The sequence below is a fragment of the Mariniphaga sediminis genome (genome assembly GCF_003573545.1).
Lineage (GTDB): Bacteria > Bacteroidota > Bacteroidia > Bacteroidales > Prolixibacteraceae > Mariniphaga > Mariniphaga sediminis.
On the sequence record NZ_QWET01000005.1, the window covers coordinates 90,257 to 107,393 of the forward strand.

At 43.3% G+C, this 17,137-nt stretch carries 18 protein-coding genes; 5 read left to right on the top strand and 13 right to left on the bottom strand.

Annotated elements, in window-relative coordinates:
- Positions 1–24: 24 nt before the first annotated feature.
- Positions 25–750: a DNA repair protein RecO gene (gene recO, locus D1164_RS07975; protein ID WP_119349439.1), complete on the top strand. Its 726-nt coding sequence runs from the start codon at positions 25–27 to the stop codon at positions 748–750.
- On the opposite strand, the gene D1164_RS07980 is transcribed toward recO, so the two are convergent.
- The 9 genes from D1164_RS07980 to D1164_RS08020 form a co-directional block, all read right to left on the bottom strand.
- On the bottom strand, positions 751–1,485 hold the full coding sequence (locus D1164_RS07980; protein WP_119349440.1) for an outer membrane lipoprotein-sorting protein: 735 nt from the start codon (positions 1,483–1,485) through the stop codon (positions 751–753).
- A 120-nt stretch (positions 1,486–1,605) separates the two neighbouring features.
- Complete coding sequence (locus tag D1164_RS07985) at positions 1,606–2,880, bottom strand: ABC transporter permease (RefSeq protein ID WP_119349441.1); 1,275 nt, start codon at positions 2,878–2,880, stop codon at positions 1,606–1,608.
- Positions 2,877–4,052 carry an ABC transporter permease gene (locus tag D1164_RS07990; protein ID WP_119349442.1) on the bottom strand — a complete coding sequence of 392 codons (1,176 nt, stop codon included), beginning with the start codon at positions 4,050–4,052 and terminating at the stop codon, positions 2,877–2,879. Before D1164_RS07990 ends, D1164_RS07985 begins: the two co-directional genes overlap by 4 nt.
- A gap of 172 nt (positions 4,053–4,224) precedes the next feature.
- A complete protein-coding gene (locus tag D1164_RS07995) occupies positions 4,225–4,617 on the bottom strand; it encodes a four helix bundle protein (RefSeq protein WP_119349443.1) in 393 nt (130 codons plus the stop codon).
- A 26-nt stretch (positions 4,618–4,643) separates the two neighbouring features.
- On the bottom strand, positions 4,644–5,372 hold the full coding sequence (locus tag D1164_RS08000; RefSeq protein ID WP_119349444.1) for an ABC transporter ATP-binding protein: 729 nt from the start codon (positions 5,370–5,372) through the stop codon (positions 4,644–4,646).
- Between the two features lie 26 nt (positions 5,373–5,398).
- A complete protein-coding gene (locus D1164_RS08005) occupies positions 5,399–6,541 on the bottom strand; it encodes a hypothetical protein (RefSeq protein WP_119349445.1) in 1,143 nt (380 codons plus the stop codon).
- Positions 6,538–7,128 (bottom strand): TetR/AcrR family transcriptional regulator, encoded by a 591-nt coding sequence (locus tag D1164_RS08010; protein WP_119349446.1) that lies wholly within the window; start codon positions 7,126–7,128, stop codon positions 6,538–6,540. Before D1164_RS08010 ends, D1164_RS08005 begins: the two co-directional genes overlap by 4 nt.
- Positions 7,129–7,217: 89 nt before the next feature.
- On the bottom strand, positions 7,218–8,645 hold the full coding sequence (gene amrB, locus D1164_RS08015) for an AmmeMemoRadiSam system protein B (protein WP_119349447.1): 1,428 nt from the start codon (positions 8,643–8,645) through the stop codon (positions 7,218–7,220).
- 37 nt (positions 8,646–8,682) lie between these two features.
- Entirely contained in the window at positions 8,683–9,792 is a 1,110-nt protein-coding gene (locus tag D1164_RS08020; RefSeq protein ID WP_119349448.1) for a hybrid sensor histidine kinase/response regulator, read from the bottom strand.
- A gap of 197 nt (positions 9,793–9,989) precedes the next feature.
- On the opposite strand from D1164_RS08020, the gene D1164_RS08025 reads away from it, so the two are divergent.
- Positions 9,990–10,268, top strand: a complete 279-nt coding sequence (locus D1164_RS08025; protein WP_206610956.1) for a hypothetical protein — start codon at positions 9,990–9,992, stop codon at positions 10,266–10,268.
- 123 nt (positions 10,269–10,391) lie between these two features.
- Positions 10,392–10,877, top strand: coding sequence for an SPOR domain-containing protein (locus D1164_RS08030; RefSeq protein WP_119349449.1), 486 nt, complete (start codon positions 10,392–10,394; stop codon positions 10,875–10,877).
- 88 nt (positions 10,878–10,965) lie between these two features.
- Here the strand turns inward: D1164_RS08030 and D1164_RS08035 are convergent, their stop codons facing one another.
- Positions 10,966–11,574 (bottom strand): 3-keto-disaccharide hydrolase, encoded by a 609-nt coding sequence (locus D1164_RS08035; protein WP_241558267.1) that lies wholly within the window; start codon positions 11,572–11,574, stop codon positions 10,966–10,968.
- Between the two features lie 15 nt (positions 11,575–11,589).
- Positions 11,590–12,255, bottom strand: coding sequence for a hypothetical protein (locus tag D1164_RS08040; RefSeq protein WP_119349450.1), 666 nt, complete (start codon positions 12,253–12,255; stop codon positions 11,590–11,592).
- A 112-nt stretch (positions 12,256–12,367) separates the two neighbouring features.
- On the opposite strand from D1164_RS08040, the gene D1164_RS08045 reads away from it, so the two are divergent.
- The gene (locus D1164_RS08045) at positions 12,368–13,483 is read left to right on the top strand and encodes a carboxypeptidase-like regulatory domain-containing protein (RefSeq protein WP_172594386.1); all 1,116 of its coding nucleotides are present in this window, start codon (positions 12,368–12,370) and stop codon (positions 13,481–13,483) included.
- Between the two features lie 3 nt (positions 13,484–13,486).
- On the opposite strand, the gene D1164_RS08050 is transcribed toward D1164_RS08045, so the two are convergent.
- Both D1164_RS08050 and D1164_RS08055 read right to left on the bottom strand, forming a co-directional pair.
- Positions 13,487–14,773 carry an efflux RND transporter periplasmic adaptor subunit gene (locus tag D1164_RS08050; protein WP_119349452.1) on the bottom strand — a complete coding sequence of 429 codons (1,287 nt, stop codon included), beginning with the start codon at positions 14,771–14,773 and terminating at the stop codon, positions 13,487–13,489.
- An 85-nt stretch (positions 14,774–14,858) separates the two neighbouring features.
- The gene (locus D1164_RS08055) at positions 14,859–16,109 is read right to left on the bottom strand and encodes an aspartate kinase (RefSeq protein ID WP_147372093.1); all 1,251 of its coding nucleotides are present in this window, start codon (positions 16,107–16,109) and stop codon (positions 14,859–14,861) included.
- Between the two features lie 127 nt (positions 16,110–16,236).
- On the opposite strand from D1164_RS08055, the gene D1164_RS08060 reads away from it, so the two are divergent.
- The gene (locus tag D1164_RS08060) at positions 16,237–17,061 is read left to right on the top strand and encodes an aldo/keto reductase (protein ID WP_119349647.1); all 825 of its coding nucleotides are present in this window, start codon (positions 16,237–16,239) and stop codon (positions 17,059–17,061) included.
- Positions 17,062–17,137 lie beyond the last annotated feature (76 nt).

The following is a 17,137-nucleotide window of genomic DNA, read 5'->3' on the forward strand; positions in this document are numbered from 1 at the left end:
AAACACGGAAATTAAAAACGGGATATGCTGGCCACTACTGAAGGAATCATTCTGCATCTCGTAAAATACGGAGAGAATAGCGTAATCGTCAATATTTACACGAAGGAGTTTGGACGTCAGGCTTATATGCTAAACATTTCTTCCGGGAAAAGGTCGAAAAACAAAGCCGGATTTTTGCAGCCGCTCTTTTTGGTCGATTTGGTTTGCTACCAAAAAGAATCCCGGGATGTACAGCGCATAAAAGAGATAAAAAATACCCCTGCCTACCAGAATATCCCTTTTGATATAGCGAAATCTTCCCAGGTAATTTTTTTGGCGGAGATGCTTTCCAAAACCTTGCGTGAGCAGGAAAGCGCCCCTCCTCTATTCGACTTTATTAAAAACAGTTTGCTTTACCTGGATTTAATGGAAGACCACACAGCCAGCTTTCATCTCTGGTTTTTATTTCGCCTCACTGAGTATCTCGGCTTTTTGCCCGATACCCAAAAAACCGGGTTTGAAGGGTGGCTCGATATGCGAAAAGGGGAGGTGGTGCCGTTTGAACCGTCGCATCCGTTTTTTTTCCATAAAGAGGCTACCGAAGCGCTGGGCACCCTGGCTTCTTTGAAAATACGTGAGATCCGCACACTGAAAATTTCGAGGAACCTTCGTAGTTACCTTACTTCGAAATTAGTAGAATACTACCAGTTGCATTTTGAGCACCTTGGCGAGATTAAGTCGCTGAAAGTGTTGCATGAAATTTTCGCCTGACTATCTTTTCAACGCTGCTTTCGAAAAAATATATTCCGGTAGTTCCTGGTTAAATTGAATTTCGATGATTTTAAATTCAGTGCCATCACCCTGTTTTAGCATGTCTTTGTACACAACCGTTTTGGGGAACCACCGGCCTTCTATCTGAACTACATCGCTCATGGTGGACCGTTTTAACAGCTGCCCGCTTTTGGCGTAAAGTTCTTCTCTGAGCGGAACAAACCGTTCGCTGTCAACCCACAATTTTCGGGAGGCATAGGCTACATTATCTACTTTGGCCTTCAGTTCCAGTTTCCAGGTTTTACGTCCGCTCATTTCCTCGCTGCCAACAACAACGGCATTGTAAGTATCGGTTAGCTTTCGGTCGTCCATCATATCTTCGTACGAAAGGTCGGAACCCATTACCGACTGCCGTAACATATGCCCTGCAATTTGGATGGTACGATCTGTTGATGGCGAATAAATCCAGAGTTGATTTTCCAGCTTTAACATTTTGGTTCCCTGTTCACGGGGTGGCGACAAATATTCGGTAAACGCTTTTTTATCTCCTACCGAGTAAGTTTTGGAGGTAATTGTCCGGCTGTTGCGCTTTCCATGAATGGTCATCGACGACTCAAAAATCCTGTTTTCCGATGACATATTCCGATCCACTTTTTCCAGTATCTCATCCGCTCCGGGCTGGCCAAAACTTAAAGTTGTTATGCCCGTTAACAATATTGTTATGAATAGTTTCATTTTTTTTGTTCGTTAATATTTAAAAAGCTATAAGCCACTATATTCATTCACTCCTCTTCCCACTCTTTACTGTTCACTTTTCACTGTTCACTCTTCACTGTTTACTGTTCACTCCTTCCTTCACGCTTCCATTTCTTTAAATAACTGCGATGTTTTCCGCTTGTAAATCCCGACTCCGGCAAGCATGCTCCCAATTACCGTAGCCATGAGGCCGGGAATAAGGCCAAGGTAATAATCGGCTGGCGTAATACGCGCGCGTATCACAGAGGGCATCATCATAGAAGCTCCTTCCATCATGCCTGAAATGTCGATACCGTATTTTTGCAGCAGTGCGGCAAAGAATAATCCGAAAGCTGTACCAACAACGGTTCCGGCAATGCCAATAAAAACGGATTCGTAAATGAGTGTGCGGTACACATGTTTTTTTTCTTCGCCCATGGCCAGCCTGACGCCAAATTCTCCGTATCTGCGCAATCCGCCCAACAGACCGGCATTCCAAAGCACCAGCGCCATGGCTACTACAAAAATCAGGGAAATGTATGCGCTCCAGACTTTCAGTAGCGAAACATACTGTCCCATATTTCCTTGCTGGCTCAGGCTTTTCATTACCGGATCAAACTCATCGGAGCTATCGGCATATCCGGCATTAAAGTTTTGGGTAATTTTTAAGGCCTCTTCATCATCATAAAAACCATCCGGTAAAAACCCGATTAACTCGCCGGCGGCATCGTACATGTTTAAAGCCTGGCGTACGTCTTCAATATCTGTAATGATAGTTCCTCTGTCAAGAGATTCAGCGCCAAACGACACTGTTCCGGCTATTCTAAAGTTATACATGGCCATACTGCCGTCCATGGTAGAACTGATGAGGGTGACTTCATCCCCGGGATTTACCTGGAGTTTTTGCGAAAATTGCTCGCTTATAAGGGCTTCGCCCGGCTCCCGGATCAGATTGCCCCGTACCAGTGATTTTTGAATCTCTAAACGTTCATTTTCCCGGCTTTTTCCCGACAACATGTCCAATCCCATGCCTATGGCAGGTCCCTGTGCCTGTGTTTCCCCGTTTTTATCCGGCACATCAATGAGCCCGCCAAACTGAATGCGGGGTGCCCATATTATCCCTGGGAATTGTTTATTTAGTTTATTCTGTAGTTCACTCACATCCAGGAGTGCCAAATCATTGGGAACCTGGCTCATATTCTCAGCGTACGCTTTGGTCATCACTTTAAGATGGCCGTAAGAAAACTTGGCATTCATTTCAATGGTGTCACCCATAAATCCTGTGATATAGGCGTGAACAAACACCGTTAACATCACTCCGATGGCCACCACCATTACGGGTGTCCGGCTGCGACTTTTATCGCGAAGAAGTCCTTTAAGTAAGAATCGTATCATTGCAACCTCCCTCTTAATGCTTCTGTTGGATTCATTTTTGCGATTTTTCTGGAGGGCCAGTAACTCACAATAGTTGTGGTCAGAACTACAATGAACACAGTTGACACTATCAGTCCTGTGCTGTATACCGGGTAAAGTGTTTGTGCTACCGCCATCCCGTATTCACTCACGTCCATTGGCATGGTCCAGCCCGCTTTGGCCTGCCAGGCTAAAAAGGGTATTCCGTAAGCCGCGGCGACCAGAGCGGCCAGAATAGAATGCATGGCACCTTCAACGGTAAACAACCCTACTACTTCGCGCCGGGTATAGCCCAGGGCTACATAAGTTCCAATCTCTTTTTGCCTTCGGAAAATGGATAAAACCTGCGTGTCGAAAATAGCCAGCATAGCCAGCAGCAGCAGGATACCATAAAAAACGGATTGCCCCGCAGTTTTGGTCTGAATTATTTCATCAATTGATTTGGTTAGTTCACTTTGTGGCTTCAGTGTCCAGTTTTCAATGGCAGGTCTTTCCTTTTCGCTGTCCCTGAAAGTAAGAATTGTAGCTTCCCCTTCAAGCTGTACCATGGATTGTAATTTTTCCAGCGGGATATATACTTTCCCTGCCTCTACAGCCGGTACATTGCAGGAGAAGACTCCGGTAATGATAATTTCGGCGGCATCGAACATACCGTTGGTGTCGCGCCACCGGATAGTCACGTAATCGCCGGTCTGTACTCTTAGGTTCCGGGCTGCTACCGACCCAATTATCGCAGGAATAGCCTCAGTGAGGGTATCGAGTTTTTGGGTAGGGAGTTTAAAAATGTTCTGCCCCGGGTTTATTCCTCTTATGATAACCGGCTGCATTCTTCCTTGCGGGTAGATGGTTCCCTGCACCACCAGCATCGGTTCCATATTTCCGGCGGCGATTTCTGTTTTAAATTCTTCCGGAACTGCGGTGTGGCTTTCGGTAAATGTAAACGGGTCGAATGGATCGTAGTTTTCGTGCCAGTATTGGCCTCCGCCGATTTCCCAGTTGGCCATATCCGTTTTGGCCTGGTGATCCCATCCCACCAGCACGCCTTTCATCCAGATAATGACCACAAAGGAAAACGACAACACAATCACATTGAGCCAGGTGCGAAGCCCGGCACCGATGAGGTTGCGATAGGCAAGTTTTAAAGCGGTTTTCATTTTTTAATGCTTTTCATGTTCAATCAAATTTTATACAATTGCTACGCATCAATGGTAAGCAGTGAGCAGTGAAAAGTGAACGGTAAACAGTACTTCGAAGAAATCGTTGTTCGTTGGGTTTGAGATTCTCTTTTATATTTCTCCATTCCCCGTTCACTTTCTATTATTTATTTCAGGTTTTTTGGCAAAAAAGTGACGCCTTCTCAATCATTGAATTCAACATCCTGCCAATCGCTTCACATTTAGTAGTTAAATCATTTTTCATGGTCTTATCAATATATTCACATTCAAAAGAAACTTCAATCCAATGTTGAGTTTCATATTGTTCAGAATCAGAATCAGTTAGTTTTAAAATAAAGTGATTTTCATATCTTCGTTTACCCCATGATTCAGCAATCTGTGCTCCAATGGATCTTGATGATCTCCGGATTTGGTCTGTCAGGGAATATATTTCTTCCTTTGGAAAGTTTTTGGTCAGCTCAAAAATTATTCTTGACAATTCCCTTGCCTGTTTATACACCTCCAATTCCCTAAAACTCCTTGCATGCCCTAACTTCTTTTCCATAATATTTACTTTTCACTGTTGACTGTTCACTTTTCACTGCTCACTGTTGACTGTTTACTTCCTACTGTCAATTCATCCTTATCAACCTTTCCGTCAAGCAAATAAATTTTCCTGCGGAGATAACCTATCACCTTTTCATCATGTGTGGCAAACAGGAAGGTTGTTTTCAGTTCTTCGTTTAGCTTAACCATCGTTTGTAGGATGTGGTGTGAATTAGATGCATCCAGGTTGGCGGTAGGTTCATCCGCCAGTACCAGCGACGGTTTTTTTACCATAGCACGGGCAATTGCTACACGCTGGCATTCACCACCGGACAATTGAGGAGGTTTTGATTTTACCTTTCCGGTGAGACCCACCCATTCCAGGGCATCCATCACCATTTTTTTTCGTTCCGAAGCATTATATTTTAGTAAGAGCAGTGGAAATTCCACGTTTTCAAAAACAGTGTGAACAGCCAGCAGGTTGTAGCTTTGGAATATGAACCCGAGGTTTTGTTTCCGCAGGCTGGCAGCCTGTTTGGCGGAAAGCGCCCCGATAGAGTGATTGAGAACCCATGCTTCACCCGAGGTGGGGGTGTCAAGCGACCCCACAATGTTCAGCAGGGTAGTTTTCCCGGAACCGCTTGGTCCGATTAGACCGGTAAATTCACCTGTGCCGAGTGAAAGATCGATTCCTCTTAATGCGATAAAGTTCGTTTTTCCCGTCGGGAACGACTTTGTCAGATTCTTAATTTGAATGATTGAATTGTTTTCCATCGTTTTATTGTTTGAATGCACTATTTTTAATGGTTAAATACAAGCATGAGTTGTATTCCTGTGCCGGCAAACAGGTTTCCTGCTGCCTGTTGTAAAGGGATGTTGTAATTTTTGGGATTTACATAACCCATTACATACAAGGTTAGCATATTGAATTGTTTCTGCCAGTTTATAAAATTGTAGGCCGCTTTGTTGCGCCAGTCGAAATAAATTATAAAGCTCAGGTTGTCGAAAAGGCCCAGCGGATACGACGCGTTAATGAGCGAAAAAGTGGCCGGCCTGCTGAGGTGAAATGCTTTTTCATCATAAGCAGCCAGCAGTTGTTCGTAAATTACGGTGAGCCCGTTTCCCAATCCAAAAGTGTAATCAACCCCCAGGTTCATAATTTCCTGGTTGGTAAACATCTCCATGCTTTTGCCCATATTTGTCCAGGAGGCTTCGACCCAGCATCCCACTACCCAATCAAACTTGGCATCGAACCCAACCCGGTGTTCCGGAATTTTGGCAAACTGAATCTCAGCATCTGAAAGCGTCCGGCTGTCAGCCGTTCTGTAATGGTATGAAATGGCCACTTCGCCCGTGCTTGCGGGGAATTGAATGCGTCCTCCAACCTCAGGAACAGAGCGGTTGGTTTTAATCATTTCCCATCCTTTGGGGTTGTTATTCCCGTGCAATATCCATAGCCAAATGTTGGCATTGTTTAAAAAGTAGTAACGTCCCAATAACCCCCAAACGCCGTCGGTAAGCTTTAGCGGATCGCGTGGATCCAACTGATCAAACCACATAAGTGGGCGTAGGATGGAGGCTGACCCAAAATTGATTTTTTGGAGGCCTGCCCTCAACTCAAACTGGTTGGTGGAATAGCGCGCCCACATCCGGTAAGGTTTTATTTTTCCGTTGGAAACAGTGTGGCTGAATGATTCCATCCCAATATTTCCATAAAGGTTTGCCGAAGCTTCAATATCGAACAACCGGCCTTCTTTTGGCGAAATTTCAAAATGGGCTTCCGGAATGTACCGGCCGCCATTCCACCAGGGAAAGTCATTGTTCGGGTTAAAATGACTGTAGGCCGACAGTTGTCCTTTAAAATTCAGGAAATCCTGTGCTATATTTTCTCCGGAGTTAAAAATGAGAATAGTTAGTAGTAATATGTATTTCAACCGGTTCATTTTGTGTCATACGGAGAAATCCCATAAGTTACGAATTTCGTAAACTCGAGGATGAGTTCCTGCGGAGTGTTATACAACCCTAACAGCTTCTCGTCTTTCAGTATTTCGATCATTTTGAAGGAGATGTGAAGTAGAAATTCCGGTTTGAAGTCATCACGAAAGATTCCTTTTTCCTGTGCCCTCTTGTAATCTTTCAGCAACCTGTTCCATGCTTCTCTGGTTTTTTCTTCCACAAAATCTTTCAGCCCGGATTCGGTGTCGATGTAAAAGTCTTCCATAAATTCCCGGCTGATGTTGTCTGTGCCTTCCGTTTTCAGGAGGATTATTTTTTTTATTTTTTCCTGCGTCGGAATGTCTTCATCCATCAACCTGTTGAATTTTTCCATGCCCTGGGTCACTTCATTAGTGAAAACCGTTTTGGCGAGGTCAATTTTATTCGGAAAATGTTTGTAGAAGGTCATTTTACTGACGCCTGCTTTTTCGCAAATTTCCTGGATGGTTACCCTTCGGAAGCCATGTTTCCAGAATAATTCACGGGCTGTTTTCATGATTTCGAGGTACTTCTTGCTTTTTTTGTTTTCTTTCATTTTGTACGAACATTGTAAAAACTTTACAAAAATAGTTAAATTTTACATATTTCGTACATTTTTAGGGAGATATTTTGATTTTTTGAAAATTATCCCCTGAATATGACAGCTTCAAAGGTGTAAAGAGTGGCGGTTTTCCATCCGTCCCAGCCCAGTCCGGCTTTGTCGCGTGAGCAGTGTCCGAGGAATTCGTGCAGGCTCCACCCGGTTTTTTGGGCTACCTGCGGAAGAAAAGTGCCGGAGTGTATTCCTTTTTTGATGTAAATGCCATGCCTGCCAAGCTCGATTTCATCGGGGGAAGTAATTTTTTTGAGGGGAGATAACACTGAAATTTCCAGTTCCATTTCAGGCAGGTCTCCGGCCTGTAAGTTTTTGAACCGGTAATCGCAGGCAGCTGAAATGGCCATTCGTTGCACCAGATCGTTCAGTATTTCGTCCCGGGCAAAATTACCAATGCACCCGCGAAGCTCTCCATTTAAATAGACGCTGACAAAAACACCGGCCTGACGATTCAGAATGCCCGGTGTTTCCGGAGGGGACGGTTTGTTCCGCCTGCCGGTTTTCAGATAATGGGCAATGGAATGGCGGGCCTTTTGAAGCAGCTCTTTTTTTTCTTCTTCCGAAACAGAAAAAGGATGCTCTTTGGCAAAAACCGCCAGCGCCCAGTATCCAACCACCCGGTTTTTGTCTCCATAAAGTTTCGAATCACCCGAGTTCTGGTAGTTAATTTTTTGGAATTCGAATTCTTCGTTTTCAGTAATATAAAGGAGGGTGAGGACCGAAGTCCAGCCACAAAGCGATGTTTTAAGGTGGCTGATTTTTCTTTTTTTATTTTCGTCAAGTGCCTTTAAAAGTTGCGCAGGGGTATTGGAACAAATGGCCCGGGCAGTTTGCAGGTCAATATCTATGGCATCCTGGTATTCGGGATAGTGTGAAAAATCAGTACTGATTACAAAAAGGTTTTCGGGGGTAAAGTAAGGTTTCAGGGCATGTGCGATCTGCCTGCATTCGTCGGGGTTATTGGTGCCCAAAATGATAGGAATCAGTAAGAAATGGGTACCTAGTTTATGCTGAAGGAAGGGGAGTTGCACTTCGAGGCTATGCTCGAACTGATGTGCTTCCGGGTTGTGCTGAAATACAGGACATGAAGAAATCAATTCGCGGCCCAGGTCTGTGTCCACTTTTACTTCACCTAGTGGAGTTTTATAGTTTCCCGAATCAAAAATAGCGGCGCCTTTAAACAGAAACTGATGGCTTGAAGCCAGAATAAACACCCTTTTATAGAAGGCATTTGGCGGAATTTGGTTGAATGCAGAGGCTGCTACCGGTCCGCTAAAAACATAACCGGCGTGTGGCGAAATAAGGGCGAGCGGCTGGTTTCGTCCGGGTGAAGGCGATTTTGCATTTTCAAATAATTCCTTTAACTGGCTTTTGAGGCTGTGTTCGGAAGCAGGGTAGAATTTTCCGGCAAATACAGGTTCCCTGTTAAGGGGATTCCGAAGCCGTCCTGTTTCCATTTTTGGTTTTCTTATTTTGTTTCAACGCTCGTTGAATTTACATCTCCTCCGGTTTAGGCAATGTAAACCAAACTGTAGTGCCTTTGTCCGGCGAACTGTCGATACCAATTTCGCCGCCATTGCATTCGGCAAATTCCTTGCACAGAATGAGCCCTAGTCCGTTTCCCTGTTCGTTTTCGGTTCCGGGGGTTGATACTTTCGTATCGATGTGGAAAAGTTTTTCTGTTTTATCAGATGCCATTCCGATTCCGGTATCAGTGACCGCAATTTTAACCGCGTGTTTCTGTTCTTCGGAATTCAGGGTTACCTGGCCTCCTCTCGGGGTAAATTTTATGGCGTTTGATACCAGGTTGCGGATGATGAGAAGCGCCATGTTTTTATCGGCGAAAACTGTCTCTGAATCCACTAAGGAAGTTAAGGTTATGTCTTTTTTGACGGCCAGATCCTTTGTTGTTCTCATTATTTCTTCAGCCATGTCCTGTATTTGGAGTTGTGCCGGATCCATATTGATTCCACAGGTTTGTGAACGCGCCCAGTGCAGAAGATTTTCGAGCAGTTCCATCGTGTTTTCGGTCGTATTGGCAATATTGGTTAGCATTTCATCAGCCTCTGCTTTTGACAGGCTGTTGTGTTGGAGTAACTTTGTAAAACTGAGAATAATCCCGAATGAGTCACGTAAATCATGAGAAATAATAGAGAAGAATTTATTTTTTGTTGTTATTTCTTCCTGAAGGTCTTCTTTTATCCTTTTTAGTGAAAGGTGTGTTTTTACCCTGGCGAGGAGCTCACTCCCAATAAAGGGTTTGGTAATATAATCAATGGCCCCCAGTTCAAAACCCTTAATAATATCTTCGGTTTCACTTTTGGCTGAAAGAAAAATGACCGGAATATTTTTTGTTTCTTTTGCGCTTTTCAGGCGGTGGCACACCTCAAACCCATCCATCACGGGCATCATAATGTCAAGCAATATTAAATCAGGTTTTATTCTGTCTATTGTGTTAAGGGCCTGTTGTCCATTCATGGCTACAGCCAGTTCGCAATCAAATTTACTTAAAAGAGTACCCAACACCTGAATATTCTTTGCAACATCATCAACAATTAAAATGACCGGTTTTTTAGGTCTCCTGAGTTGTTCCTTTTTTTGCATATAGTATGTTTATTAGGTATTGTTGTTGAATTTCAGTTGTTTTTACTGTAAAGAAGAACGTTGGTTTTTTTTACCAAACAAAGATAATAAAACGATCAAGATTAAGGCAATCAATTACTTACATTTTTTTGTTTCGAAGTATTTTCTTCTTCGGTTATTTCCTGTAAATTGTAAGATAAATTTAAACATTTGATACAATGAATTCAAAAAATCGACTGATGTATCTGGTATTTCTTACGGCGCTGGTTATTTTTTTAGCAGGTTGTGCCACACATTCAGTAGGACAAGTATTGGACCCTCCCGGCTTTCTGAAAGGGTTGCTGCACGGATTTATTGTCCTTTTCAGTTTTATCGGCAGTTTGTTTACCGACTATACAATTTATGCATTTCCCAATTCCGGAGGCTGGTATGATTTTGGATACCTGCTCGGGGTAATGATTTTCTTTGGCGGTGGCGGAGCAAGAGCCGGAAAGTAGAAGTTATCAACCTCTACCCCTTGTTGCAAACAATTGCCTGTGTAAAACTTACCGGTAAAACCCGGAGAAGAAGGGAAGGTTTTGTTTATATTTGCCGCATGTAACTATGAAAATTTTTAAAAGATGAACCGGATAGTATTATTTTTTGTTGTTTTGAGCCTGGCATTTACAGCTTGTAAATCAAAAAAAGAGCTGGCCCAGTCGCCTTACACTACCGATCCGACTACTGAGCAAAAAGTATTTACAGTACCCGCAAAAGAAACACGGGAACAGCCAGCAGTAAAAGCAGAGCCGGTGGCTAAAACAGAAGCACCTGTTTCCATGCGAAAAGAACAGGTTTCCTTTACCCGTCAGGAAGATAAAGTGCAAAATGAAACCAATAACTTTTTTGTTATTCTTGGTTCATTTAGCCAACTCGATAATGCAAAAAATTATCGTGAAACTTTATTAAACCAGGGGTTTACGCCCATTGTTCTGCACAGCGAAACGGGCTATTACAGGGTATGCGTTAATTCGTACCAACATGAAGGAGATGCACGTACCCGCGTTGCCCAGATACGTCAGGCATATCCCGAATATTCGGATGTTTGGCTGTTGATTAAAGACTAGTTCTTTCATAAAAAAATGTGAATTAAAAAAGCCGTAATATCAAATATTACGGCTTTTTTATATCTTGATTATTCTGGTAAATTACTTGTTACAGCTCTTTTACCTTCATCTTTCTCCATTTTACTTTAATTCCTCCCCCTGAATGAATTTGAAGGGCAATGGCACCTTTACCCTGGGCTATTTTTTCGTCGTTGATGTCAACCATTTGCTTTCCGTTAAGCCATGTGGTCACGTGTCCGCCTTGCACCCGGATTTTCATTGTATTCCACTCGCCCATTTTCAGGATGTTTTCTTTTTCGTCGGGAATTTGTACCAGCCATCCGCGTCCGTACGACTCGTAAATTCCACCTGTGTCATGATTTGGCGGAGCTACTTCCACCTGCCATCCGGCTACTTTTGTTCCCTCAAAGGTAGAGCGAAAAAATATGCCACTATTGCCATTGGCTTCCTGCAAAAATTCTACTTTAAGCTCAAAATCGTCGTAATTTTTTGTGGTAGAAAGGTATCCGTATTCTCCATCCGGGCCGCTTTCGCAAACCAACAGGCCGTCTTCCACATACCATTTTTCAGTTCCGTGGATTTTCCAACCATCCAGGTTTTTACCATTAAACAGAGACTTCCAACCGCTGCCACCGGCAAAAGCAGAAGTGCTTAAAAAGGTGACCAGTAATAAAAAGATAACGTTTTTCATATTCATTTTTTGTATTTAAAATTAGTTTTCTTCCCCTCCCAATTCTCTTTTCAACAGGTTTACATTGTTTTGTAATCGCGTTATGGATTCATCTTTTGCTTTCAACTGGCCCTTCAACGCCTCTGTTTCTTCCTTCAGTTTTTGTACCTGTTGATTTAACTTTTCCTGCTCTTTCTCACCTCTTATCTTCTCTGCTTCCAAAGAGGAAATCTGGTCGTTGAGCACATCTATTCTGATATTTCGTTCGCTGAGCGTAGAAGATTGCCCTGAAAGTTCATTTTCCATTTCTTTCACCTGTACTTCCAGTTCACGAATGGTTTTTTCCCTCTCTTGCAGGGTTTCAGAAAGCCTGTCCTGTTCAAAACCAAATGCAAAGCTTTTTTCTTTCAGCGATTCCATCTGTTCATTCATCTTGTTATTTAACCCTGCAATTTCCTTATTCAGGTTGTCGATGTACTGATCTTTTTCTGCATTGCTCTCCATTAACTCATTTTTCATCGTTTCAAAATCAGAAATCATCGCTTTAATCCGTTCAGCCCGGGCATTATTTTCTGCGGTAAGTTGCCTCACCTGTTCTTCAGCCTGCAGCCGTCCGTTTTGCATTTCCAGAAATTTCTTTTTCGATACACAGGAGGTGAAAAGCAGTGCAAATACTGAAATAAAAAGTATAATTTGTTTGTTTGTCATTTTTTTCCTTTTTGATTTTGAGCAAAGATAATAAATAATAATACGGTATTGTAACGTTATAGATGAAGCGAATTGTATTAGAATGATTACTTTTATTGAAAATTTTGAAAAGATGCGAAGATACTTTGTCCTGCTGATATTACCGATGTTTTTAACATTGATTTTGAACGCGCAAACTGAAACGAGGGTGGCACAAACCATTAAAGGAAAAATTATTAACGAGGCCACGAATGAAGCAGTTTCGTATACCAACGTCGGGATTGAAGACACTTTCTATGGAACCGCCAGCAACGAAAATGGTGATTTTCAGCTAAAAATACCTGAGGAGATGGTGTCGAAACAGATTTTTTTCTCTGCAGTAGGATATAAAAACCAGACATTACCTGTCAGTTCATTATTCGACAGAGAATTTAATATTATCAAGCTGGAGCCGCAAACGTATGATATTGAAAACGTGGATGTGGCCGCACAATCCAAAGTTTTGACACGGATTCTGCGAATGGCTTCCGAGAATACGCCTTACAATTTTGTTGGAGGTCCTTTTAATCTTGTGTGCCGTTTTGAAAACGGGAAGGTGATTGACGATTCCCTGCAGGTGGAAGAGAATGCCGGTGTATTGATTTATGATAAAACCGGCTACAAGCTGCCTTCCAAAACGGATGCTTTTCTGATGCGGAATTATGAAGTAAAAAAGGATAAACCGGATTACAGCTTTTCATCTGGTATTACCAATTTTGATGAATTGCTGGAACTGGACTGGGTGCGAACAGCCAACTCAGTGCTTAATCCTTCTTTGCTGAGTCAGTTCGATTTGAAGTTGGTTGACGAGCCGGAAGTGGACGGTGCTGCTGCCTGGATTATTTCATTCAGCCAGGCCAACCCTACTCCGGAAGGAGCTCAGGATTTTCATGCCACTTCCTTTAAAGGGGAAATTACGATTGGGAAAGAGGATTATTCTGTAAAAAAAATTGAGGGCACTGTAAAATCGGCTAAACACAACCGGCAGGGAAAATCACTGGCGGTAGGAAGCTCCAACTCCGATTATTATGAAGATGTGGTATACGATTTTTCGGTTACTTACACTCACCTCAAACCCGAGATTTTTTCGTTGCATAAAAAGTATCGTTTCAACGGACAAAAGATAGAAGAAACATCACGGCTGACCATCACCGATGTACAGATGACCGGGGTGAAGGAAATAGCAGACCGGGATTATTTTTGGGACTGACAATTATTCAAACAGCTCCTTTTCGGGTACTATTTTTATCTGCATGCTGTCTTTCAGCGTTTTGCTGATTGCATTGTAGGGGGCTGTAATCACCTCGTCGTTTTCGGAAAGGCCTTCCGTAATTTCAATGCTGACATTATCCTGAATACCAGTTTTTATTTTTACCTGCCGGGCGCGTCCGTCGCGGTGCACAAAAACGACTTCGGTTCGCTCTTCCGGTTGTGATAAATCGGTTTGAGAATTTTCCTTTTGCCCGCCTTTTTTATCTTCATCCGGCACGCGGGTGGTGACGGCTGCAATAGGCACCGAAATAATATCTTCGCGGGTATTGGTCAGAATATCAACCGTAGCCGACATACCCGGGCGGAACGGATAAAATTGTCGGGCTGTTGAGTCAATGAGATCTGCGTAAGACCCGGGTAACAGGAATACTTTCACATCGAAATTGGTTACCTGGTCGGTAGCAGTACCGGTTACTTTTGCTGAGTTTGCAATTTCTGTTACCACCCCTTTGAACTTGCGGTTGAGGTAGGCATCTACCTCAATAAGAGCAGTATCATTTAAGGAAACCTTTACAATATCGTTTTCATTTACTTCAGCCTGTACTTCCATTTTTTCGAGTTCAGCCACAATCATCATTTCGGTTCCGGCATACATATTGGTGCCCACCACACGTTCCCCTTTTTCTACTTTCAGTGCCGAAATGGTTCCCGGCATCGGAGCATAAATACGGGTTTTCGTGAGTTGTTCTTTTGCTTCCTCTACGGAGGCTTCTGCGCTTTTAACCGCAAACTGGGCGGCACGCACTTCTGCCTGTGCAACTTTAAAAGCTGCTTCTGCCGACTCAAATTCCGAAACGGGAATGGTACTGGATTCAAAAAGCTGCCGTGCGCGTTTAAAGGCCAGTTCCCGTTCAATCTGTTGTGCTTCAGCCTGCGCGAGCCGCGCTTTAGACGAGTTCAGGGTAGCTTCTGAACGGTTCAGCGCCGAAATATACATGTCGGGTTTTATAACACAAAGTGGGTCTCCGGCTTTTACCTGATCCCCTTCTTCTACATAAAGTTCGATGATTTCACCCGAAACGTCGGGGCTGATTTTTACCTCAGTTTGAGGCTGAATTTTGCCGTTAGCAGTTATAAATTCCGTAATGGTTTTACTTTCCACCTTTTGGGTTGCTACGCTAATGGCATATTCTTTCCCAATCCAGCCGGCTTTTTTGCCAACAACCAAAAGTGCCACCACAATAACAAGTAACCCAATGGCAAAGGGTACCATTCTTTTTTGTTTCATTTTGGATCAATTTTGCTGTATAGGTCAATTGAGTTTTACCAAAATTACAATTTCTGCCTTAAACAAGAACAAGCAGCCATCAATCTTATTCTTTAACAAGCATTCTTGCTGTCAGCCTGCTGTGCTGTTCCAGGTAAATATCTTTCTCTTTTACAATCCAGTCGAGTGTTTCTTCAGTGTAGTGTCTTATGGTGATCAGTGTCAATCCTGTATTATAGCGGATGGTGTAAAAGGGCGATAGCTCCTTCATGAGCCAGTCCCAGTCAGCTTCACCAGCATCAAGTACCAGGTTTAAATCGATGGCTGACTGCTGCATAAGTGTTACTTTTACCCGGTTTTCAATCAGGAAATGAACCACTCTTTCGATGTCTTCAATACTGATAAATGAAAAATCTTTGGCCGACAGCGTGATCAAAACCAGGTTTTCGCGGAAAATAAAAATCGGGGGAAGCTGAATTTTATGATCTATTTCGTGAATAACCGTTCCCGGATCATCAGGCGACAAAAAGGATTTTACGTACAGCGGAATTCCCTTGTTGTGAAGCGGCCTCATGGTTTTGGAATGAATGATTTTGGCTCCTGAATGAGTTATTTCCACAGCTTCCCGGTAAGACAGCGAATCAATTTTGGTCGTCCCTTCCATCTTTTTGGGATCGGCGCTTAATACACCGGGTACATCTTTCCAAAAGGAAACGCTCTCGGCATCCAGTACATTTCCGATGATAGCCGCGGTGAAATCAGAGCCCTCCCTGCCCAGTGTTGTGGTAATGTTGGCCGGAGTTGAACCGATGAACCCCTGTGTGAGGTAAAGGGTATTTTCGTTGAAATCAAACGTCTCTTTACAGAGTTCACCGGTCAGTTCCCAGTCGATGGAGGCATCGCGGTGCAGATCATCGGTGCGGATACAGTTGCGCACATCAATCCATTGGTTTTGTTTACCAGTCGCATTCAGGTACTCGCTGACAATGCTGGTGGAAACCAGTTCCCCGAAAGGAACAATCTGGTCGTATTCAAAATCATAATCGAGCGAAGGTGTTTTATCCAGTTTTTCTTCCAGTTCATTGATGAGCTTCGAGACAGGGGCAGGTGTTTGTGCCGCATTAAAAAGCTGATCGCAAATTTCAATGTGAAAATTTTTGAATTGCCCGAAAATGGCCCGCTTCTGTTCATCCTTGTTAAAATAGGCTTTTACCAGGGTTTCAAGTAAATCTGTCGTTTTACCCATGGCTGAAATAACCACTACCAGGTTTTCGTTGTACCCATTCAATATCTTTGCGAGGTTGCGAACAGCATCTGCGCTTTTTACCGATGCTCCGCCAAATTTGAAGACGTTCATATTTTTGCTTTTCAAAGTTTCGGCAAAATAAAAAAATATTGCCGAACCATTCAATGAAAGTATTCATTTCTGGTTGTTTCATCAAAAAAACAGTACATTAGAAGTCCTTCAATTAAAAGATACAATTATGGATATTTCTTCAGGAGTCATATTGAATAACGGTGTGGAGATGCCCTGGCTTGGGCTGGGGGTTTTTCGGGCCAATGAGGGCAGGGAAGTGGAAGATGCAGTGGAAACAGCGCTGAAGCATGGTTATCGCAGTATTGATACCGCGGCGGTGTATGGAAATGAGCAGGGTGTTGGAAATGGTATCAGAAAAAGTGGAGTTCCGCGCGAAGAAATTTTCCTTACATCGAAAGTGTGGAACAACGATCAGGGATACCATTCCACAATGGAGGCTTTTGAAGAAAGCCTCGACAGGCTACAAACCGGTTACCTCGACCTTTACCTCATTCACTGGCCCAAGGGAAAACGTTCGGTAGAAACCTGGAAAGCCATGGAAGAGTTGTATGAAAAAGGAGTGGTGAAGGCCATTGGTGTGAGTAATTTCCTGGTGCACCACCTGGAAGATTTTTTACCCGAATGCAAAGTGGTTCCGGCAGTAAACCAGGTTGAATTTCATCCGGAACTCATTCAGCCTGAATTACTGAAATATTGCCAAAGCAAAGGGATTCAGCAGGAGGCCTGGAGTCCCATTATGAGAGGCCGGGTGAATGAAATGCCGGTTATGCAGGCGCTGGCAGTAAAGTATCAAAAAACGCCGGTGCAGATTGTACTCCGTTGGGATATTCAGAAAGGGGTAGTGACCATCCCCAAATCGGTGCATGCCGAACGGATTATTTCCAATGCTGATATTTTTGATTTCGAGATCAGTGCGGAAGATATGGCCAAAATCGACCGGTTAGACAAGAATCATCGGAGGGGCGGACATCCCGATACCATCTCTTTTTAGAGGGTTTCATCTATTTTGATAACCCAGGGAAAGGGGTGCAGACTGGTTGGACATCTGTGTTCCGGGTTAAACTTCC